The organism is Mycobacterium montefiorense (genome assembly GCF_025823255.1).
Taxonomy (GTDB): domain Bacteria; phylum Actinomycetota; class Actinomycetes; order Mycobacteriales; family Mycobacteriaceae; genus Mycobacterium; species Mycobacterium montefiorense.
Map to the genome: position 1 here is coordinate 294,157 of NZ_JACKVL010000012.1, position 20,115 is coordinate 314,271.

A 20,115-nucleotide genomic window follows, 5' to 3' on the forward strand; every position below is an offset into this window, starting at 1 on the left:
AGCCTAAACCGCCCAGGGGTTTTCGCGTCGCCACACCGTCGGCATGTGCAGCACGACGCCATCGCGCGCGGCCAGCTCGTCGAGGATACGGATGGATACATCTAAGTCGTCACCCGCATACGGCAAGGCCCGCAACGGCTTTGACAATGGGCGGAAGAAGTCGTCCCAGTGAATGAGGATCACTCGCCGCGCGCCTACCGCTTGCACAGTTTCGGCCCAGTAGTCGAGCAGGTATGACCGCGGCTGTAGACCTAGCTGGCCGACGGACAAATAGACGGCGTCGGCGCGGTGGGCGGCCAGCGCGCCTTTGACGAAGCCGGCGCTGCCCTGAATCAGCAGCCGCTTATCCGATGGCAGGTGGTGGATCAGCGTCGACCACGACTCACCGCACCGGTAAGCCGACACCTTCACCGGTGGCACCACTGGCGCGTCGATGACGCCGGGATACCGGTCGGGGGGACAGTGGTGTGACTTCACCAGCGTTAAGCCGAAGGCGCCCAATCGAATTGGTTCGCCCGGGCTGGCGACGACGAGGCGGTCCTCCGGTAGGCCATGCCCCCGTCCGACGTTCGCTGCCGACTCGCCGCCGACCAGCTGGGCGCCGGTGCGCTCGGCGACCAGTGCGGAATCCATCACGTGGTCGACGTGGGTGTGTACCGGGATGACGGCCGCCAGCCGCGACACCTTGGCGCGGGCTAGGCAGCCGTCCACGCGGGCCGGTGACGGCGACAGCCTGCCCGCCGCCACCCGAGCCAGGCTGGGGCGGGAGAAGTAGCCGTCGGTCATCAGCGCGGACGATCCGTCGTCGATCAACAGTGTCGCCACGCCCATCCACGTCGCCGCGAGCCCGCCGCTTTCGGCGGCCGGCACGTCGAACCGGTCGGAGTATTGCCCGATGTCGGGGCGACCGAGTCGAAGGCGCATCAGCAGAACGCCCTGACGTCGACGCCCGCGGCATTGAGCTGATCGCGCACCGCGGTCGCGATTTGTACCGCGCCGGGCGAATCGCCGTGCACGCAAACCGATTCCAGACTGACAGAGATCTGGGTGCCATCGACTGCACTGACTTGCCCGGAGCGCACCATGGTTGCCACACGCCGCGCGATCGCGGCCGGGTCGCTCAGCACGGCACCCGGTTCGCGACGGGATACCAGCTGCCCGTCCGGTTGGTAGGCCCGATCGGCGAACGCCTCGGCCACCGTGGGTAAGCCGCGGCGCGTGGCTTCTTCGAAGAACGCCGAACCCGCCATGCCCAGCACCGGCAGCGTGGCGTCCACCGAGCGCACCGCTTCGGCGACGGCAGCGGCCTGCTCGCGGTTTGTCACGATCGTGTTGTACAGCGCGCCATGGGGTTTGACGTAGGAGACCGCAGAGCCCGAAGCGTGGGCGATCGCCTGCAACGCGCCGATCTGATACACCACGTCGGCGACCAGGTCGTCGGCAGCGACGTCGATGAAGCGCCGGCCAAACCCGGCCAGGTCGCGATAGCTCACCTGCGCGCCGATCCGTACACCTCGTTCGGCGGCGTTGCGGCAGACCCGCAGCAGGCCGGCCGGGTCACCGGCGTGGAAACCGCACGCGACATTGGCGCTCGTGACGATCCGCAGCATTGCGTCGTCGTCACCGAGACTCCAGACGCCAAAGCCCTCGCCCAGGTCAGCGTTCAGGTCGATACCGGCCACCTGCCTAGCTTATTGCGGAACCTTGGCAACGATCTGGTCGAGGAGGTCGTTGACCGCCGAGTCGGTGTCCTTGGTGAGCAGGCAGACCCGCGCCTCGATGGCGACGGACCCTTGCACGTCCATCGCGTGCGAGCAGCCCCATCGGGGGTCTTCTTCTTGGCTCATCGACAATTCGATGCGTGAACCGGTGGCCCGCACGTCGTGGGTGAGGAAGTAGCTGTGGTTGCCGTTCGAGGAGTGAAACCCGTACCGCCGCTGGGCGCATCGCTGCCAATCCTGTCGCGCGCGCTGCAGCAATGCCCGGGCGTCACCCGGGGCGGTGAACGACGTCGCGAGTTGGGTGACATCGGCCGAAACAGCGTTGGGGGTGCTGAACTGGTTACCGCGCATCGCGGCATATCCGCTGTTGGCGTAGACCGTCACGTCTCCCACCGAGCTCAGTCCCAGGCAGGTGCGATCGTCGATGATTTTCGACGAGTCCGAGGCGCTGGTGGCGGTGCCGACCAAGGTCATGTTCGTTGCACCGACGAGGGCGACGAGCTGGTCCTGACTCAGCAGCAGGCCCTCGAGGACCGTCGCCGGCATCGCTTGCGGCAACGGTCTGGTCATGGAGCTGGCGGGTGTGTGGATCGCGGGCTCGGCGGCCAGCGCCGTGCCGTCGACCGCCCTGGTGCAGCCGGCGACCGCTGCCGTCAACGCGCAGGCGATCGGTGCGGCAAGTAAGCCGGTCTGCCATCGAGAAACCGTTGCCTCCCCTGCGCGTGGCCACTGCGTGCGAAAAGCTTAGGCGCTGACCTCTCGCCGCCTGCCCAGCAGCCAGCAAAATACATAGATCAGAAACGAGATCGTTGCAACGAATACCGACACCGGGACACCGGGCGCCAGCGACAGCACGATGCCCCCCACCGCGGCGACTTCGGCAAAGACCACCGAGGCCACGATGGCCGCCGCCGGTGAGGCGACCACCCGGGCGGCCGCCGCCGCCGGTGTGATCAGCAACGACATCACCAACAGCGCGCCGACGATCTGCACGGCCTGGGCGGCCACCACGCCGACCAGCGCGGCGAACACGATGCCCAGCGCCCGAACCGGCACACCGCGGCCGGCGGCGACGTCGGGATCGACGGTCGCGAAAAGCAGCGGTCGGTAGCACGTGGCCAGCACGGCTATCACCAGCAGACAAACCAGCGCCAGCGTGGCCAGCCCGGTGTAGCCCACCCCGACGATCTGGCCGGTGAGCAATGCGAAACTCGTCGACGTGCGTCCCGGGTAGAGGTAGATGAACAGCACCGCCAGGCCCAAGCCGAAGGCCAGCACTACCCCGGTCACGGAATCGCGCTCCCGGGCCCGCTGACCGAGGACGCCGAACAGTGCGGCCGCCACGGCGCTGCCGATCAGCGCGCCTAAACCCACCTGGAACCCGACCAGCAGCGCGAAAGCGGCGCCGGTCAGCGACAGCTCGCTGGACCCGTGCACCGCGAACGACATTTGACGCATCACGACGAACGGGCCGATCAGCCCGGCCACCAGTCCCAGCAGCGCGGCCGCCAGCAGTGCCTGCTGGACGAAGTCGTGGCTCAGCAGCGAGGCGGTGATATCGAAGGAGAACAGATGATCCAGCAGCTTCCAGAGCTGGTTGTTCATAACGCGCGCCCGCTGTCTTCGCCGATCACCACGTAGCGGTCTTTGACCTTCACCACCTGGATGTCGGCTCGATACAGCGTCGACAGCGTTTCGGTGTTCATCACCTGCTCGGCGGTGCCGATTCTGAATTGGCCGTCGACGAGATAGAGCACCCGATCGACGTACGGCAGGATTGTGTTGATCTCGTGGGTGACCACCATGACGGTGGTGTTGGCCTCCCGGCGGCGGCGGTCGATCAACGAGGCGACCAGCTTGGCGTTGGCCGGGTCGAGCGTCAGCAGTGGCTCGTCGCACAGCAGCAGCATCGGGTCGCTGGCCAAGGCCTGAGCGATGCGCATTCGCTGCAATTCGCCACCCGACATCAGCCCGACGCGGACATCGGCGAGCGGCTCGCCGTTGACCTGCGCCAGCGCCTGCCGCACGGCCGCGCGCCGGCGGGCCCGCTCGGCGGACCGCAATGGCATGACACCCCAATGGTTTCCGTCGATGCCCAGCCGGACCAGGTCGTGCCCGACCAGCATCACGTCGCGGTCGATCGGACGGTGTTGTGGCACATAGCCGATATCGCCGCTGCCCGAGCCGACCTGTTTGCCGTCGACCAGCGCGGCGCCGGCGCTCAGCATCAGTTGCCCGAGTAACACCTTGAGCAGTGAGGTCTTGCCGGTGCCGTTGGGGCCGAGCACCGCGATGAACTCACCTGGTGACACCGACAGGTCGAGCTCGTCCCACAGAATGCGATCGCCGAACGCCAGCCGGGCACCGGTGAGCGAGACGGCGGGTGGCTGCGGGTCGACCGTCTCGACCGCTTGGTCAATTACGGGCATTGTTCTCACTCGATCGCAACGCGGCCTGCAACTGGTCGGTGGTGTTGCGCTGCCAGGTGAGATAGTCGGCGCCGTCGGGCAGCGTCTCGGTTACCTGGGTGATCGGGATGCCCGCCCGCCGGGCGGCATCCTGCAGACCGTTGATCGCGGGTGTGGACGTCTGCGGGTTGACCAGCAGCACCGCGACTTGGTGGCGGTTGAACAGGTCGAGGACAAATGCCATGTCGGCCGGTGCGGGATCGGTCCCGTTCTCGTTGGCCGACATGAAAGCCGGGGGAGTGCGATTCACCAGGCCGGTGGCCTTCAACAGGTAGAACGCGACGGGTTCGGTCGCGATGACGGAGGTGGTGTTGGCATACCTGTTGGCGATGGATCGTTGCGAAGCCGCGATGGCGTCGGCGTCGCGGCCGAATCCGGCGGCGTTGGCCCGATAGTCGGCGGCGTTGTCCGCGTCGATGGTCGCGAGCCGGTCGGCGATGGTGTTGGCGACGGTCTTGGCGACGCCGAGGTCGCCGAAGACGTGCTCGTTCGGCGGATTCCCGCTGTCCGCGTTGCCGACGAACGAGTAGGCGTCCACCGAATTGATGTTGGCATGACCGGTCAGCACCGACGTGACCCAGGGGTCGTAGCCGCCGCCGTTGTAGATCACCAATGTGGCGTCCACGATCGCCGCGGCGTCCGAGGCACTGGCCTGGTAGGTGTGCGGATCGATTGTGGCGCCGGACAGGATCGACTTGACGTTGATATGCCGCCCCGCGACGGCGTGCGCAACGCTGCCCCACACATCGGTGGAAGCCACCACAGTGGACCCGTGCGGGTGCGAAGAACCAGCGACGCCGCAGCCGGTGATCGTCGTCGCGCCGATCAGGCAGGCGAACGCAGCTGACACCAACCCCAATAGCCGACGTCGCCCATCGAGTTGTGCCATGTCGTCCCATCAACGCCGCACGCAGGCGTGTATTCCGGTAGCTGTCCGACCCGCCGAGACATAATACTAATGAAAACCGTTTCCATTAGAAAGTAGCAGATCGCGGCGGCGTAGGCGCGCGCGAGGATGCGCTGTAGCGTCACCGAACGTGAGCCCCACACCGCGTCGGCGTGCGACTCTGGCGTCGTTGGCGGCCGAGCTCAAGGTTTCCCGCACCACCGTTTCGAACGCCTTCAACCGGCCGGATCAGCTCTCGCCCGACCTGCGCGAACGTGTACTCGCCACCGCCAAGCGGCTGGGCTACGCCGGTCCCGACCCCCTGGCGCGCTCGTTGCGCACCCGCAAGGCCGGTGCGGTCGGTCTATTGATGGCCGAGCCGCTCACCTACTTCTTCAGCGACCCGGCGGCGCGGGATTTCGTTACCGGAGTGGCGCAGTCGTGTGAGGAGCAGGGGCAGGGCCTGCTGTTGGTCGCGGTCGGACCCAGCCGGAGCTCGGCGGACGGCGAGGCTGCGGTGCTGGCCGCCGGGGTCGACGGCTTCGTGGTGTATTCGGTCCGCGACGACGATCCCTACCTTCAGGTGGTGATGCAGCGGCGCGTGCCAGTCGTCGTGGTCGACCAGCCTAAGGGCCTGTCCGGGGTGTCGCGGGTGGGCATCGACGACAGGGCGGCGATGCGTGAGCTGGCCGACTACGTGCTGGGGCTGGGGCATCGCGAGCTCGGGCTGCTGACCATGCGGTTGGGGCAGGGCCGCCGCCAAGACCTGGCGGATGCCGAGCGGCTGCGGTCGCTGACCTTCGACGTGCAGCGCGAACGCATCACCGGCGTGTGGGACGCCATGCGGGCCGCCGGTGTGAACCCGGATGCACTGACCGTGGTGGAGAGCTACGAGCACCTGCCGACGTCGGGCGGCGAGGCGGCCAGGGTGGCGCTGGAAGCCAATCCGCGAATCACCGCATTGATGTGCACCGCTGACATTTTGGCGCTCTCAGCGATGGATTACCTTCGGGCACATGGCATTTACGTGCCCGGTCAGATCAGCGTCACCGGGTTCGACGGGGTGCCCGAGGCGATCAGCCGCGGCCTGACCACGGTGTCGCAGCCGAGTCTGCAGAAGGGCCATCGGGCTGGGGAACTACTGCTGAACCCGCCGCGGTCCGGCCTGCCGGTCGTCGAGCTGCTGGACACCGAGTTGATCCGGGGCCGTACCGCCGGTCCGCCGGTGTAGGCGCCTACTGGCTGTTTTCCTGATCGCCGATCAGCAGTCGCACGGCCAGGTCCAACCGCTTGCTGACGTCGGTCGCCGAGGCGCGCCGGGTCAGCCAGGCCAACAGGTTCGACAACCACACGTCCGAGATCACCCGGGCGATGTGGTACTGGTCCTCGGTCGGCTCGCCGTCACTCATGGCGCGCGCGAACATGCTGTCGATCAGCTTCTCGACCTGGTCGACCTCGCTGGCCGCCGACGCGTCGGCGAAAACGTAGGCGCGTGTCATCGCCTCGGTCAGCAGCGGATTGCGCTGCATCGCGCGGTTGAGCTTGCCAACCATGAAATTCAGCCGCTGGAACGGGGTGCCGCCCACCATCGCGGAGCGGTCGGTCTTCGCGTCGATGCGGCCGAACTCCCGGCCCAGGGCCGACACCAGCAGGTGCACTTTCGACGGGAAGTAGCGGTACAGCGTCCCGACCGCCACGTCCGCGCGATCGGCCACCGCACGCATTTGAACCGCCTCGTAACCGCCCTTAGATGCGATGGCCATGGTGGCGTCCAGGATGCGTTTACGACGCTCCCGTTGTGCCTCCGAACCAAGCTCGGACTCAGCCAGGACTGCCACGTTCATGACCTCGCGTGGCTGCGAGTCAGAGACATGGTCAGAGTTAATGTTCGCCGACGACATCTGACGGGTTGCTCCTCTTTCGGGCGGTTCGTTCGCAAACGATACGCAAGCCGAGTGTGAATTTCCCACCTCCGTCCCGCCGGGGCAGCGAGTTGTCCTGCTGTAATGGCGTTCGACTTGACGGTCGTTCGCTGGCACTATTAGAACACGTTCTAGTGGGCTGTAGCGCCCCTAATGGTCACGTTGAATCGAGCACGCGGAGGACCCCAGGTGGTAGCGACCGTCACTGACGAACAGTTCGCGGCGCGCGAGTTGGTGCGCGACTGGGCCCGGAACACGACTTCCGGGCCGGGTGGGACCGCCGCGATCCGCGAGGTCGAGCAGGGAAAGACGGACGCCTGGCGGCCGGTGTTCGCCCGGCTGGCCGACCTCGGCCTGTTCGGTGTGGCCATATCCGAGGAGGCCGGCGGGGCCGGCGGCAGCATCGAGGATTTGTGCGCGATGGTCGAAGAGTCGGCCAAGGCGCTGGTGCCCGGGCCGGTCGCCACCACCGCGCTGGCCACTGTGGTTCTTTCCGAGGCGGGCACCGATCCCGAGTTGCTGTCCGCGCTCGCCACCGGTGAGCGTTTCGCCGGGCTGGCGCTCGAGGGTGACGTCCGGTTCGACAGCGGGTCATCGCAGGCATCGGGCACCGTCGATTTCGTGTTGGGCGCCTCGAACACGGTGGAAGGCGGCCTGCTGCTGCTACCCGCCGGCGACAGGTGGGTCATGGTCGATACCGGCAGCGACGGCGTGCAGGTGGAGCCGTTACAGGCTGCCGACTTTTCCCAGCCATTGGCACGGGTGGTTTTGACCGGGGCGCCGGCCACCCCGATCGCCGAGTCGCGGGAGCGGGTCGAAGAGCTCGCCGCGACCGTGCTGGCGGCCGAAGCAGCCGGCATTACGCGTTGGTCGCTTCAGACCGCCGTCGCCTACGCCAAGGTGCGCGAGCAGTTCGGCAAGCCGATCGGCAGCTTCCAGGCGATCAAGCACCTGGGTGCGGAGATGCTCTGCCGCGCCGAGCAGGCCGAGGTCGCCGCCGCCGACGCCGCCCGCGCCGCCGGCGAGCCGGATGGCCAACAGTTCTCCCTCGCCGCGGCTTTGGGCGCGAGTGTTGGCATCGCTTCCGCGAAAGCCAACGTGAAGGACTGCATTCAGGTTCTCGGCGGCATCGGCTGCACCTGGGAGCACGACGCGCATCTGTACCTGCGCCGCGCGCACGCCATCGGCCGGTTCCTCGGTGGTGCCGAGCGCTGGCTGCGCCGCATCACCGCGCTGACCCAGGGTGGGGTGCGCCGACGGCTGACCCTCGACCTCACCGAGGTCGAGGGTCAGCGAGCCGAGCTCGCCGCGGCCGTCGCCGAAATCGCCGGGTTGCCCGCCGAGAAGCGGCAGGCGGCCCTCGCCGAGGCCGGGCTGCAGGCCCCGCACTGGCCGAAGCCGTACGGGCGCGCGGCGTCGCCGGCCGAGCAGCTGCTGATCGACCAGGAGCTGGCCGCGGCCAAAGTGGAGCGACCGGACCTGGTGATCGGATGGTGGGCGGCGCCCACGATCCTCGAGCACGGCACGCCGGAACAGATCGAGCGTTTCGTGCCCGCCACCACGCGTGGCGAATTCCTTTGGTGTCAGCTGTTTTCCGAGCCGGGCGCGGGCTCGGACCTGGCATCGCTGCGCACCAAGGCGGTTCGCGGGGACGGCGGCTGGTTGCTGACCGGGCAGAAGGTGTGGACGTCGGCGGCCCACAAGGCGGCCTGGGGTGTGTGCCTGGCGCGCACCGATCCCGAGGCTCCGAAACACAAGGGCATCACCTACTTCCTGATCGACATGAAATCGCCCGGCATCGACATCCGGCCGCTGCGCGAGATCACCGGTGACTCACTGTTCAACGAGGTGTTCCTGGACAACGTGTTCGTCCCCGACGAGATGGTGGTCGGCACGGTGAACGACGGCTGGCGGCTGGCCCGCACCACGCTGGCCAACGAGCGGATCGCGATGGCGAGTGGGACGGCGCTGGGCAACCCGATGGAAGAGCTGCTCAAGTTGCTGGCGCGGCGCGACCTCGACGTCGCCGAGCAAGACCGGCTCGGACGGTTGATCATCTTGGCCCAGACCGGGGCGCTGCTGGATCAGCGCATCGCCCAGCTGGCGGTGGGTGGTCAGGACCCCGGCGCGCAATCCAGCGTCCGCAAGCTCATCGGCGTGCGCTACCGGCAGGCGCTGGCCGAATTCACGATGGACGTCGCCGAGGGCGGCGGCCTGGTTGACCGCCGGGCGGACAACGACCGCGCGGTATTCGACTTCCTCAATACCCGCTGCCTGACGATCGCGGGAGGCACCGAGCAGATCCTGCTGACCGTGGCGGCCGAGCGACTACTCGGCCTGCCGCGCTAGACAACGCTGGCGGCCTGCCGCGCCTAGGAGAACGTGGTCTGAGCGCAGGTACTCGGCGAGGTGGTGTTGATCCCGCTGTAGACCACCTGCATGTGGGTGCAGACGATGACATTGACGTCGGTCTTGGGCTGACCAGTACCCCAATCGGTGGAGTCGATGCGGCCGCTCGTCTGATACTTCTCCGGCGGTCCCTCGCCGAAGTAGACGTTGGTGATCTCGTCGGTCCCCATCGACTTCATCACCCGCTCGTTTTGACCGTTCGCGTGTGCGTCCAGGTAGGCCATCCGGTTGTTGGACCGGATCTCGGTGGTCTGGCGCGCCCACAAGCCGGGCGGGAACCCGATCACCCCGTCGGGGGTGCGCACGTCGGCCCCGGCGATGAAGTCGCAGTGCCCATCGGATTTGAAGCAGTTGAGGAAGGTATGCGTCTCCAGCTGGTTGGGTCCGTCCAGCGGGAACAGCGTGGTCGCGGTGTTACTCGCCGCCCAGGCGCTCGGAGCGGGCAGCAACGTCGTCATCATTCCGACGGCTGCCAGGCCCAGTACCGACCGCATCATCGGCGTTCCTTCCGTCGAACCCTCGAGGCAGAACCTAACTCCGCGACTAATCGTCGTAGGTGACTTCTACCGAATCAGATTCCGGGTGAGATTGACAGGCCAAAATTAGCCCTTCGTCCAGGTCCTGCTGCTCGAGCACGTCATTGATCTCCATGTTGACTTTGCCGCTGCGCAGGGTGCAGGCGCATGCTCCGCAGTGCCCTTCCCGGCAGGAGAACGGCGCATCGAGACCTTTGGCGAGCAGGACGTCGAGCAGCTTGGCGCTGCGTGGCCAGGACACGGTGTGTGTTTCGCCGTCCAGCTGCACCACCGCGGTCGCCGGCGGCTGGTCGCCCTCGGCGGTGTCCTCGACCGTCACCGCCGCGAACGGATCGGAGTCCAGCGACTTGAACACTTCGATATGTACCTGTGGCGCAGGCACTTTCAGCGTCTCGAGGGCCTGACGCGACGCGTCCATGAACGGTCCGGGCCCGCAGATGAAGGCGTGCCGATCGGTGAACGGCGCGGCCAGCTTCGCCACCGCGGCCGCGCTCGGCAAGCCCTGCAGCGACTCCAGCCAGTGCAGCACCGTGAGCCGGTCGGGATACTTGGCGGCCAGCTCGCGCAGCGCATCGGCAAAGATCACCGAGCTTTCGTCGCGGTTGGCGTAAATGAGCGTCACCTGCCCGCTGCCTTCGGCCAGCGCGGACTTGCAGATCGACATGATCGGGGTGATCCCGCTGCCCGCGGACAGCAGCAGGAAGTCCTGGTCGAGGGTCTTGGGCACGAAATTGCCCGACGGGGCCAGCACGTGGATCCGCATGCCCGCCTGGGCGTTGTCGCACAGCCAGTTGGACGCGTATCCGTCCGCGGTCCGTTTCACCGTGACTGTGAGTGCGTCGTCGATGAACGGCGAGCTGCACAGCGAGTAGCACCGTGCCACCGAACCGGTCCGGTCGCTGGGCACCCGCAGTGTCAGGAACTGGCCCGGCGCGTAGCGCAGCCGGTCAGCCGGGATCTTCGGGTCGCCCGACGCGTCCGGCACCGCGAACACCAGCGAGCGCGCGTCGTCGGTCTCCTCGACGATCTCGGCGATCTGCAGTTCGAGAACGTGGTCGCCGAGCGGCTCGTCGGGTGCTTGGTCCAGATCCGCTTCCGTCAAGACCCACCCTTCCTTCCGTGACAACTAGAACATGTTACAGAAAACACGATCCATATCGCTACCAGGTGCAGGAATACCCTGCTCGACACAAATCAGAACATGTTCTAGTCTGCTGTGTAAGTCCACTGAGTAAGTCCGGCCCAGGAGGCAAACCTAAGTGACGTCCATTCAACAGCGTGATGCGCAGTCGGTCTTAGCGGGGATCGACGATCTGCTTCCGAAGATTCGGGAGCGCGCTCAGGCGACAGAGGACCTGCGCCGGCTGCCCGATGAGACCGTTGCCGAGCTCGACGAGGTCGGCTTCTTCACCCTGTTGCAGCCCGAGCAGTGGGGTGGTCTGCAATGCGATCCCTCGCTGTTCTACGAGGCGGTGCGGCGGATCGCCAGTGCGTGTGGTTCCACCGGCTGGGTCAGCTCGATTATCGGCGTGCACAACTGGCACCTGGCGTTGTTCGACCAGCAGGCCCAGGAAGAGGTCTGGGGCGAGGACCCCAAGACCCGGGTCTCGTCGTCGTATGCCCCGATGGGCGCCGGCGTGGTGACCGACGGCGGATACCTGGTCAACGGATCGTGGAACTGGTCGTCGGGCTGCGATCACGCCACCTGGGCGTTCCTCGGCGGGCCCGTCATCAAAGACGGGCGGCCCGTGGATTTCGGCAGCTTCCTGATCCCGCGCAGCGAGTACCGCATCGATGACGTATGGCATGTCGTCGGCCTGCGCGGCACCGGCAGCAACACCGTCGTGGTCAAGGACGTCTTCGTGCCACGGCACCGATTCCTGTCCTACAAGGCCATGAACGACGGCACCGCAGGCGGGTATCAGAACAACACGGCAGCCGTCTACAAGATGCCTTGGGGCACAATGCATCCCACGACCATTTCGGCACCGATCGTCGGAATGGCCTACGGTGCTTACGACGCACACGTCGAGCACCAGGGCAAGCGAGTGCGGGCCGCATTCGCCGGTGAGAAGGCCAAGGACGACCCGTTCGCCAAGGTCCGCATCGCCGAGGCGGCCAGCGACATCGACGCCGCGTGGCGTCAGCTGAGCGGAAACGTCGCCGACGAGTTCGCGCTGTTGTCCGCCGGCAAGGAGATCCCGTTCGACCTGCGCACCCGGGCACGGCGCGACCAGGTGCGGGCCACCGGGCGCGCAATTGCCTCCATCGACCGGCTGTTCGAGGCTTCCGGCGCCACTGCTCTGGGCAATGACCAACCGGTGCAACGGTTCTGGCGCGACGCGCACGCCGGCCGGGTGCACGCGGCCAATGATCCCGAGCGGGCTTACCAGATCTTCGGGAACAACGAGTTCGGGTTGCCGCCCGGCGACACCATGGTCTAACGCATGACCGCGACAACGGGGGAATTGACGTTCGAGTCCACCTCGCGCTTCGCAGAGGTGGACGTGGATGGGCCGCTGAAGCTGCACTACCACGAGGCGGGTGCAGGCAACGAGCAGACAATCGTGCTGCTGCACGGCGGCGGTCCGGGCGCGGCGAGTTGGACGAACTTCTCGCGCAACATCCCGGTGCTGGCCGAGCAGTTTCATGTGCTGGCGGTCGATCAGCCCGGGTACGGCCACTCCGACAAGCGTGCCGAGCACGGGCAGTTCAACCACTACGCGGCTCGGGCACTCAAAGGCCTGTTCGACCAGCTGGGTCTGGGACGTGTTCCGCTGGTTGGCAATTCGCTGGGCGGCGGCACCGCGGTCCGGTTTGCCCTGGACTACCCCGACCACGCCGGACGCCTGGTGCTGATGGGACCTGGTGGAGTGAGCGTCAACTTGTTCGCCCCCGACCCGACCGAGGGCGTCAAGCGGTTGGGCAAGTTCTCGGCCGAGCCCACCCGCGAGAATCTCGAGGCGTTTCTGCGGGTGATGGTTTACGACCAGAAGCTGATCACCCCCGAGTTGGTCGAGCAGCGCTTCGCGTTGGCCAGCACGCCGGAATCGCTGACGGCCACCCGGGCGATGGGAATGTCTTTCGCCGGAGCCGATTTCGAACTCGGCATGATGTGGCGCGAGGTGCATCGACTGCGCCAGCCGGTGCTGCTGATCTGGGGCCGCGAGGACCGAGTCAACCCGCTGGACGGTGCCCTGGTCGCGCTGAAGACGATCCCGCGTGCACAGCTACACGTTTTCGGGCAATGTGGGCACTGGGCACAGGTCGAGAAGTTCGACGAGTTCAACAGGCTCACCATCGACTTCCTGGGAGGTGCGCGATGAGCATTCGCTCTCTGGGCTACCTGCGCATCGAGGCCACCGACATGGCGGCCTGGCGTGAGTACGGCCTCAAAGTTCTCGGCATGATCGAGGGCAAGGGCAGCATCGAAGGTGCGCTGTATCTACGGATGGACGATTTCCCAGCCCGGCTGGTGATCGTGCCCGGCGAGGGAGACCGTCTCATCGAAGCCGGCTGGGAATGCGCGAATGCCGCAGGCCTGCAAGAGATCCGGAACCGTCTCGACGTCGAGGGCACGCCGTACAAGGAGGCCACCGCCGCCGAACTGGCCGATCGCCGGGTGGACGAGATGATCCGGTTTTCCGACCCGTCCGGCAACTGCCTTGAGGTCTTCCACGGTGCCGCCCTCGAGCACCGCCGCGTGGTCAGCCCCTATGGGCACAAGTTCGTCACCGCCGAGCAGGGTCTGGGACACGTGGTGTTGACGACCCGCGACGACGAAGAGACATTGCACTTCTACCGCGATGTACTGGACTTCAAGCTGCGCGACTCCATGCGGCTGCCGCCGCAGGTGGTCGGTCGGCCCGCCGACGGGCCGCCGGCCTGGCTGCGGTTCTTGGGCTGCAACCCGCGTCACCACAGCCTGGCCTTCATGCCCGGACAGACTCCCAGCGGCATCGTGCACTTGATGATGGAAGTCGAAGAAGCCGACGACGTCGGGCTGTGCCTGGACCGGGCGCTCCGTAAGAAGGTGCCGATGTCGGCGACGTTGGGCCGCCACGTCAACGACCTGATGCTGTCCTTCTACATGAAGACCCCCAGCGGATTTGATGTCGAATTTGGTTGTGAGGGAAGACAAGTCGAGGACGAGGACTGGATCGCCCGGGAGAGCACCGCGATCAGCCTGTGGGGCCACGACTTCAGCGTCGGCTTCAGAGGTTAGTTTCGCAGCCATGGGGGCCCCGCCGATCGACCCGCGCACATTTCGCAGCGTGCTGGGTCAGTTCTGCACCGGGATCACGATCATCACCACCGTGCACGACGACATCCCGGTCGGGTTCGCCTGCCAGTCGTTCGCGGCGCTGTCGCTGGACCCGCCGCTGGTGCTGTTCTGCCCGACCAAGGTGTCGCGATCTTGGCAGGCCATCGAGGCCAGCGGCCGGTTCTGCGTCAACATGCTGACCGAGCAGCAAAAGCACGTCTCGGCGCGATTCGGATCCAAAGAGCCCGATAAGTTCGCCGGGATCGACTGGCACACATCAGAACTCGGCTCGCCCATCATCGACGGCTCGCTCGCCCACATCGACTGCACGGTGGCATCCGTGCACGACGGCGGCGATCACTTCGTGGTGTTCGGTGCGGTGCAGTCGCTGTCGGAGGCTCCGAAGATCAAGCCTCGACCGTTGCTGTTTTATCGCGGCGAATACACCGGGATCGAACCGGACAAGACGACACCGGCCCAGTGGCGCGACGACCTGGAGGCGTTTCTCACCACCACGACGCAGGACACCTGGCTCTAGAACTCGCCGGTGTCTCACCCGGGCGTTCCGCGATAGGTCCGTCACGCCCAGCGCAAATGGATGTTTGACAGCGCCACATTTTGGAAAAACGATTTCGGCATGCACTTGCCGACTGCCGCGGTATCGGTGAATTCCTTGCGCAAGCAGCTCGGTGATGGGTTCCCGGTGGCCCGTTGAGGGGGCGGGCCACCGGGCCGATCCGTTTCTACGGATCCCCATATTAGACATATATCAAACAAGCGCAGGATGCGCTGCTTGGGGCCGCAATTTCATAGGCGCCGCCAATGTCGCCAACGCTGAATGCGCCGGATGTGCTGCTGGGCGAATTTTCGGCCGGATTCTCGCCGTCGGGACACGTTCGACGCGTCAGAGCAGCAGCTATTCGGGTTCGGCTTAATGCTGGTAGGTGGTTTCGGTATTGGCGTCGGAGAACATCTCCGAGACGATCAGCCACGATCCATCGTCCTGACGCTGTAACGCGCGCAGCGAAAAGTTGTCGCGGTCCAGCGTGGCCCCGCCGACCAGCCCCTGACCCTTGACCCGCAGGTGCGCCGACACCAGGACCACTTGCGGGGTCAGGACCCGAAAACTGGTCTCCGGCGGACCGGCGAGCTCGCCGCGATTGAAGTTCTCGTCTCGGAACAGGCCGCGCAGGTACTCCACGATGTCATCGCGTCCGCGCTTGACCGTCCCGAACGCGTTGACCCAGTCGGCGTCGTCGGAGTACACCCCCAGCAGCGGCTCGGCGTCACGCTCGTCGAACGCCTTCAACAACGTCAGCAGCGTCTTGCCGATTGCTTCCTGATCGGCCCCAGCTAGCTGCGAGAAGTCGTGCACGCCACCAAAATTACATGAAGTCCAGTGCCTCGACGGTCGCGATCGGGCCCTCATGCGTGGGCCGGTTCGCGCCACCGATGACATAGACCGTGTTGCCCACCGTGGCCACCACCTCGGCATGCCGCGGTGTGGGCATTGGGGGCAACGTGCTCCACTTCCCCTCGGAGATGTCGTACATCTCGACAACGTTGAGCACCCGGGTCGGCTCCTCGCCGCCAACCGCCAGAATGCGGCCGTCGATATAGGTGGCCCCGTAGCTTCCGAGCGGCGTCGGCATGCCCACCAACTTGGTCCACTGGCCGGATTGCGGGTCGAACCGCTCTAGGGCAGCGGAGTTCTTGTCCGAGGACAGGAACCGCCCGCCGATCGTGTACACGTACGTGCCATCGGAGACCGCAGCGAGGTGTTCGCGCGGGGTGGGCATGTCGGCGGCGTCCTTCCACGAACTGCCGTCGAACACCTCAGTCTGCGGAACCATTTGCTTGGCGTTCTGCCCGCCGACCGCGACCAGCTTGTCGCCCACTACGGCCGCGGCCGGTGCCGCGCGAGGATGCGTGAGCGACGGTAACTCCACCCAGTTTCCGCCACGCAAGGCGAACACCTTGTTGGACCCTTCGGCGATGTTCTCGGTCGCGCCGCCGAGCACGACCACCTCGCCGCGGTAGGTCGCCGCCGCAGCATGGTGCAACGGGATGGGCAGCGGCGGACCGGTTTCCCAGGCGCCGGTCTTCGGGTCGTAGCTCTCGACCGTCTGCAAGGCGACGCCGTTCTGCAGTCCGCCCATGATCCAGATCTTGCCGTTGAGCACCGCCCACGCCATCATCAGCCGGGCGGTCGGTGCGTCCGGAAGAGAACGCCATTGCGCGGCCGGCTGGATCTTCCGGGCCGGCAGTTTGAGCACTTCCGCCGTCGACATCGCCTGGCTGTCGCCGATCGCACCGGATCCGCCGATCGCGTACACGGACTTCTCGACCGCCGCGACGGCCATCCCGTGCCGCGCAGTCGCCATGTCGGGCAAACCGGACCACGTTTTGGACATCAGATCGAACACCGAAACGCTCTTGAGGACTTGGCCTCCGGAAACGCCACCGACGGCCACCAGCCGTCCGTCGGTGATGGCAACGCCAAGATCGCTGCGCGCCTGGGGAAGTGCGGGCAGGGTCGTCCAGCTCTTCGCCGCCGGGTCATACGCTTCGACGTTCACCTGGTCGGAGTCCCCGGTGGTGCCGCCGACGGTGTAGACGAACTTTCCGTCCGAGGCCGCGGCCAACTGCTGCCGCGGGGTCGGTATCGGTGCGCCGAGGCTCCAGGAGGTGCCGTCGAAGACCTCGGTGGTGTTCAGCAGAGCACCGCTGGAGTCGACACCGCCCGTGACGACGAGGCGGTCGCCAACGACCGCGGCCGCCGCTGCCGCCCGGGGTTGCAGCAGATGGGGCAGCTCCACCCAACGACTGTTGATGACCCGCCAGGCCTGGTCCGTCGCAACATTCTTACCGCCGACGGTCTTGAAGCCGCCGAGTACGACCGGGTTTCCCTGCCAGTTGACCGCCATCGCGCGCTGAACGGCAACAGGTACATCGTCGCCGCCTTTCCAGCTGTCGATGACGGGGTCGTAGCCCTCTTGCATTGACGTGACAGCGCCGTCGCTGCGAATCCCGCCGAAGATCCAGATTGTGCCGTCGACCTGCGTCGTCGCCGCCGCTGTGCGCGACATCCGAGCGTTCGTGATCGGCTTCCACACAACGGGCGCCTGGGTCGGCGGTTGGCTCGTGACGTGCTTCTGGTTGTTGTCGGGCGTAAGCCCGAAGTAGAGACCGCCGATGACCAGGAGCACGACCAGGACGGCAGCACCGCCGACTATCGCGACGCGATTGCGCTTTTTGCCCGGCTCGGTGAACCACTCCTGCAATTTGACCATCAACGGTTTGCGCCAGGGCGGCGGGACCGCGCCGGATGACGCGGGTTGCCCGGGACCACTCGGCGGGCTCATTCCGGATCCGCCGCCCGCGGCTTCAGCCGCCTGCCCAGGCGGCGCGGAGGCGCCGACCTGCGCTTGGGTTTCGGCGGTGTACCCGCCGCGCAGGATGCTCGCAGCCTCGAAGAACTCGTCCCGGTTCGGCGGTCCGGAGTGCAGACGTGGCGAAGCGCCTCCGACGACGTCACCGAGCTGTCTGGTGGGGCCCGGGTCCGCGGCGGGCGGGGTCGATTTCGGAACGGTCGAGGTGGTGCGGTCGGGCGTGGGTGGCGCCGCCGCGGGAGCGAGCGAAGTCTGGACTGCGACGCCCGTCTGAGTGTCGGTCGCGCGACCTGGCTCAGGGCCAGTGCTGGTGATCGCCATCGAATCGGGCCGCAAACCACTGAGCCGCTGGGCGGATTGCAATTCGCGGCCGAACTCCGCCGCGGAAAGGGGGCGCTCCGCCGGATCGATCGCCATCGCATGCTCGATCGCCGCGCAGACCGCCTCCGGGATTCCCTCGGGACGCATGTCGGGAATCCGGGTCGTACTGATGCGCAGGTATTGCGCGACGAGGTCCTCGTCGTTCTTGCGCTCGTGCGCGGCCCCGCCCGCGATCAGCGCGTAGATGGTGGCACCCAGAGAGTAAATGTCGGATGTCACCGTCGCCGATTTGCCGGTCATGACCTCCGGCGCGGTGTAGTCGATTGTGCCGGAGAAGAACCCGGTCGCTGTTTCGTAGCCACCTTCGATGTGGGCGATCCCGAAATCGCTCAGCAGCGGCTCGCCGTAATCGCTGACCAGCACGTTCGCGGGTTTGATGTCGCGGTGCAAGGTACCGCTTTGGTGCGCGGTTTCCAGTGCCCCGCAAAGCTTTACGGCGATTCGCAACGCCTCGGGCCAGGCGGTTGGCCCTTCTCGACGCAGCCGGACCGCCAGGGAATCCGCGGCCATGTACGGCATCACAATGTATGGCCGGCCACTCTCGGTCACGCCGACCCGCAGGATGTTGACGATGTTCGGATGCCCCGAGAGCCCGCCCATCGCATAGCCTTCGCGCAGAAAACGCTCCCGGCTTTCTTCGTCGATGTGCGACGGCAACACCTTGATCGCGACGTTGCGACCCAGCGCCGTCTCGTAGGCGCAATAAATAACCCCGGCGCCACCCCGGGCCACTTGGCGTGCGTCCTCGAATCCGGCCGAGGACAGTTCCACGATGATGCCGCTAGGCGCAGACGCGTCTTTGGGGGACCCCTCACCCATAATTCTTGGCGCTCAACTTCCCCGCGATTGTCGAATTCGCGGGTTCAAGAGTATCGCTCGGTAACTCCCCGGGGACCGGATTCGAACATGATCAATTGGGCGGTGCTCCACAAATGTCCGGCCGGCGCGCCAGCTCGACAGCGCCGGGGGTCGGGGTCCGTGGGCGATGCCCTCGGCGCGCTGTCAGCGAAACGGCCCCAGCGAGGCGTGAATTGATCCAATCGCCTTCTCACGCCATGGGTTTCCTGTTGCGTTAGCGCTCGGCCAGAATGGACCTATGACACTGGACGTGACCGCGTACTTCGAGCGCATCAACTATCGCGGTGCCGTTGAGCCGACCCTTGACGTGCTGCAAGGTCTGATGACTGCTCACACGCAGGCCATCCCGTTCGAGAACCTCGACCCGATGATGGGCGTTCCGGTCGATGATCTTGGCCCGGACGCACTGTTCGACAAGCTGGTTCATCGGCGCCGGGGCGGCTTTTGCTACGAGCAGAACGGGTTGATGGGTTACGTCCTGGCGCAGGTGGGCTTTCGGGTGCGCCGATTGGTCGGGCGGGTGATCTGGATGCTGGCGCCCGACGCGCCCGTGCCGTCCCAAACCCACACGGTGCTCGCCGTGACGTTTCCCGGCCCGCAGGGCTGCTATCTCGTTGACGTCGGCTTCGGCGGCCAGACCCCGACGTCTCCGATCCGTTTCGAAACCGGCAACGTCCAGCAGACAAACCGCGAGCCCTACCGGCTCGAGGAGCACGGCGAGGGCCTGGTGCTTGCGGCCCAGGTCCGTGGCGAGTGGGAGTCACTGTACGAATTCACCACCCAAACCCGGCCGCAGATCGATCTGAAGATGGGTAGCTGGTACGTCTCGACGAACCCGGCCTCGCCCTTCGTGACCGGCCTGATGGCCGCATTCGTCAGCGACGATGCCCGAATCAACCTGGCCGGCCGCCACCTGTCTATCCACCGCGACGATGGGACCGAAAAGATCGTTCTCGACGATGCGGCCGCGGTCGTAGACACCCTTGGCGATCGGTTCGGAATCAATATCGACGACGTCGGCGAACGGGGCCGGCTGGAACAGCGCATCGCCAATATTCTCGACAATTGAGCACCTGGCTTGGGTCGCGGGCGAGTTTCGAACACGTTTGCAAACTCGCTTATCCGAGCGGTCTCTGCGACCGAAAATCCTGGCCCCGAGAATGTCGGTCTAGCAAATCTGTTCGTACCGTTCTGGCCGTCCTACCAGGCCCTGAGCGGTGACAAACGGGCCGATAGTGCCCCGATCGTGATCTGCGCCATAGCGAACCGGTGCGGCGA

Annotated in this window: 18 protein-coding genes; 7 read left to right on the forward strand and 11 right to left on the reverse strand. The window is 66.2% G+C overall.

Annotated elements, in window-relative coordinates:
- Nucleotides 1–3 precede the first annotated feature (3 nt).
- The 6 genes from H7K34_RS11030 to H7K34_RS11055 form a co-directional block, all read right to left on the reverse strand.
- Nucleotides 4–924 (reverse strand): MBL fold metallo-hydrolase, encoded by a 921-nt coding sequence (locus H7K34_RS11030; RefSeq protein ID WP_264061928.1) that lies wholly within the window; start codon nt 922–924, stop codon nt 4–6.
- Nucleotides 924–1,682, reverse strand: a complete 759-nt coding sequence (locus tag H7K34_RS11035; protein WP_264061929.1) for a LamB/YcsF family protein — start codon at nt 1,680–1,682, stop codon at nt 924–926. Before H7K34_RS11035 ends, H7K34_RS11030 begins: the two co-directional genes overlap by 1 nt.
- 9 nt (nt 1,683–1,691) lie before the next feature.
- Complete coding sequence (locus tag H7K34_RS11040; RefSeq protein WP_264061930.1) at nt 1,692–2,378, reverse strand: sensor domain-containing protein; 687 nt, start codon at nt 2,376–2,378, stop codon at nt 1,692–1,694.
- An 87-nt stretch (nt 2,379–2,465) separates the two neighbouring features.
- The gene (locus H7K34_RS11045; RefSeq protein ID WP_264061932.1) at nt 2,466–3,326 is read right to left on the reverse strand and encodes a metal ABC transporter permease; all 861 of its coding nucleotides are present in this window, start codon (nt 3,324–3,326) and stop codon (nt 2,466–2,468) included.
- Nucleotides 3,323–4,150: a metal ABC transporter ATP-binding protein gene (locus H7K34_RS11050; protein ID WP_264061934.1), complete on the reverse strand. Its 828-nt coding sequence runs from the start codon at nt 4,148–4,150 to the stop codon at nt 3,323–3,325. The genes H7K34_RS11045 and H7K34_RS11050 overlap by 4 nt, the downstream gene beginning before the upstream one ends.
- Nucleotides 4,137–5,078 carry a metal ABC transporter solute-binding protein, Zn/Mn family gene (locus tag H7K34_RS11055; protein WP_264061935.1) on the reverse strand — a complete coding sequence of 314 codons (942 nt, stop codon included), beginning with the start codon at nt 5,076–5,078 and terminating at the stop codon, nt 4,137–4,139. The genes H7K34_RS11050 and H7K34_RS11055 overlap by 14 nt, the downstream gene beginning before the upstream one ends.
- A 148-nt stretch (nt 5,079–5,226) precedes the next feature.
- Between H7K34_RS11055 and H7K34_RS11060 the strand changes: the two genes are divergently transcribed.
- The gene (locus tag H7K34_RS11060) at nt 5,227–6,306 is read left to right on the forward strand and encodes a LacI family DNA-binding transcriptional regulator (protein WP_264061936.1); all 1,080 of its coding nucleotides are present in this window, start codon (nt 5,227–5,229) and stop codon (nt 6,304–6,306) included.
- 4 nt (nt 6,307–6,310) lie between these two features.
- On the opposite strand, the gene kstR is transcribed toward H7K34_RS11060, so the two are convergent.
- Nucleotides 6,311–6,913 (reverse strand): cholesterol catabolism transcriptional regulator KstR, encoded by a 603-nt coding sequence (kstR, locus tag H7K34_RS11065; RefSeq protein WP_264061937.1) that lies wholly within the window; start codon nt 6,911–6,913, stop codon nt 6,311–6,313.
- A 273-nt stretch (nt 6,914–7,186) separates the two neighbouring features.
- On the opposite strand from kstR, the gene H7K34_RS11070 reads away from it, so the two are divergent.
- Nucleotides 7,187–9,346, forward strand: a complete 2,160-nt coding sequence (locus H7K34_RS11070) for an acyl-CoA dehydrogenase (RefSeq protein WP_264061938.1) — start codon at nt 7,187–7,189, stop codon at nt 9,344–9,346.
- Between the two features lie 23 nt (nt 9,347–9,369).
- Here the strand turns inward: H7K34_RS11070 and H7K34_RS11075 are convergent, their stop codons facing one another.
- Both H7K34_RS11075 and H7K34_RS11080 read right to left on the reverse strand, forming a co-directional pair.
- Entirely contained in the window at nt 9,370–9,903 is a 534-nt protein-coding gene (locus tag H7K34_RS11075; protein ID WP_264061939.1) for a hypothetical protein, read from the reverse strand.
- A gap of 46 nt (nt 9,904–9,949) precedes the next feature.
- On the reverse strand, nt 9,950–11,044 hold the full coding sequence (locus H7K34_RS11080; protein WP_264061940.1) for a 2Fe-2S iron-sulfur cluster-binding protein: 1,095 nt from the start codon (nt 11,042–11,044) through the stop codon (nt 9,950–9,952).
- Between the two features lie 157 nt (nt 11,045–11,201).
- Here H7K34_RS11080 and hsaA point away from each other — a divergent pair, with 157 nt between their 5' ends.
- The 4 genes from hsaA to hsaB are packed head-to-tail and all read left to right on the forward strand — an operon-like array spanning nt 11,202 to nt 14,744.
- Complete coding sequence (gene hsaA, locus H7K34_RS11085) at nt 11,202–12,386, forward strand: 3-hydroxy-9,10-secoandrosta-1,3,5(10)-triene-9,17-dione monooxygenase oxygenase subunit (RefSeq protein WP_264061941.1); 1,185 nt, start codon at nt 11,202–11,204, stop codon at nt 12,384–12,386.
- A 3-nt stretch (nt 12,387–12,389) separates the two neighbouring features.
- Nucleotides 12,390–13,268: a 4,5:9,10-diseco-3-hydroxy-5,9,17-trioxoandrosta-1(10),2-diene-4-oate hydrolase gene (hsaD, locus tag H7K34_RS11090; protein ID WP_108920333.1), complete on the forward strand. Its 879-nt coding sequence runs from the start codon at nt 12,390–12,392 to the stop codon at nt 13,266–13,268.
- Nucleotides 13,265–14,167: an iron-dependent extradiol dioxygenase HsaC gene (gene hsaC / locus H7K34_RS11095; protein ID WP_264061942.1), complete on the forward strand. Its 903-nt coding sequence runs from the start codon at nt 13,265–13,267 to the stop codon at nt 14,165–14,167. The genes hsaD and hsaC overlap by 4 nt, the downstream gene beginning before the upstream one ends.
- A gap of 10 nt (nt 14,168–14,177) precedes the next feature.
- Nucleotides 14,178–14,744 carry a 3-hydroxy-9,10-secoandrosta-1,3,5(10)-triene-9,17-dione monooxygenase reductase subunit gene (gene hsaB, locus H7K34_RS11100; RefSeq protein WP_264061943.1) on the forward strand — a complete coding sequence of 189 codons (567 nt, stop codon included), beginning with the start codon at nt 14,178–14,180 and terminating at the stop codon, nt 14,742–14,744.
- Between the two features lie 393 nt (nt 14,745–15,137).
- Here hsaB and H7K34_RS11105 read toward each other — a convergent pair whose 3' ends face one another.
- Together H7K34_RS11105 and H7K34_RS11110 are read right to left on the reverse strand one after the other, a co-directional pair.
- Nucleotides 15,138–15,581: a YybH family protein gene (locus H7K34_RS11105; RefSeq protein ID WP_165839706.1), complete on the reverse strand. Its 444-nt coding sequence runs from the start codon at nt 15,579–15,581 to the stop codon at nt 15,138–15,140.
- A gap of 10 nt (nt 15,582–15,591) precedes the next feature.
- A complete protein-coding gene (locus H7K34_RS11110) occupies nt 15,592–18,798 on the reverse strand; it encodes a serine/threonine-protein kinase (protein ID WP_264061944.1) in 3,207 nt (1,068 codons plus the stop codon).
- A 277-nt stretch (nt 18,799–19,075) separates the two neighbouring features.
- On the opposite strand from H7K34_RS11110, the gene H7K34_RS11115 reads away from it, so the two are divergent.
- Nucleotides 19,076–19,906 carry an arylamine N-acetyltransferase family protein gene (locus tag H7K34_RS11115; protein ID WP_264061945.1) on the forward strand — a complete coding sequence of 277 codons (831 nt, stop codon included), beginning with the start codon at nt 19,076–19,078 and terminating at the stop codon, nt 19,904–19,906.
- The last annotated feature ends 209 nt before the right edge of the window (nt 19,907–20,115 follow it).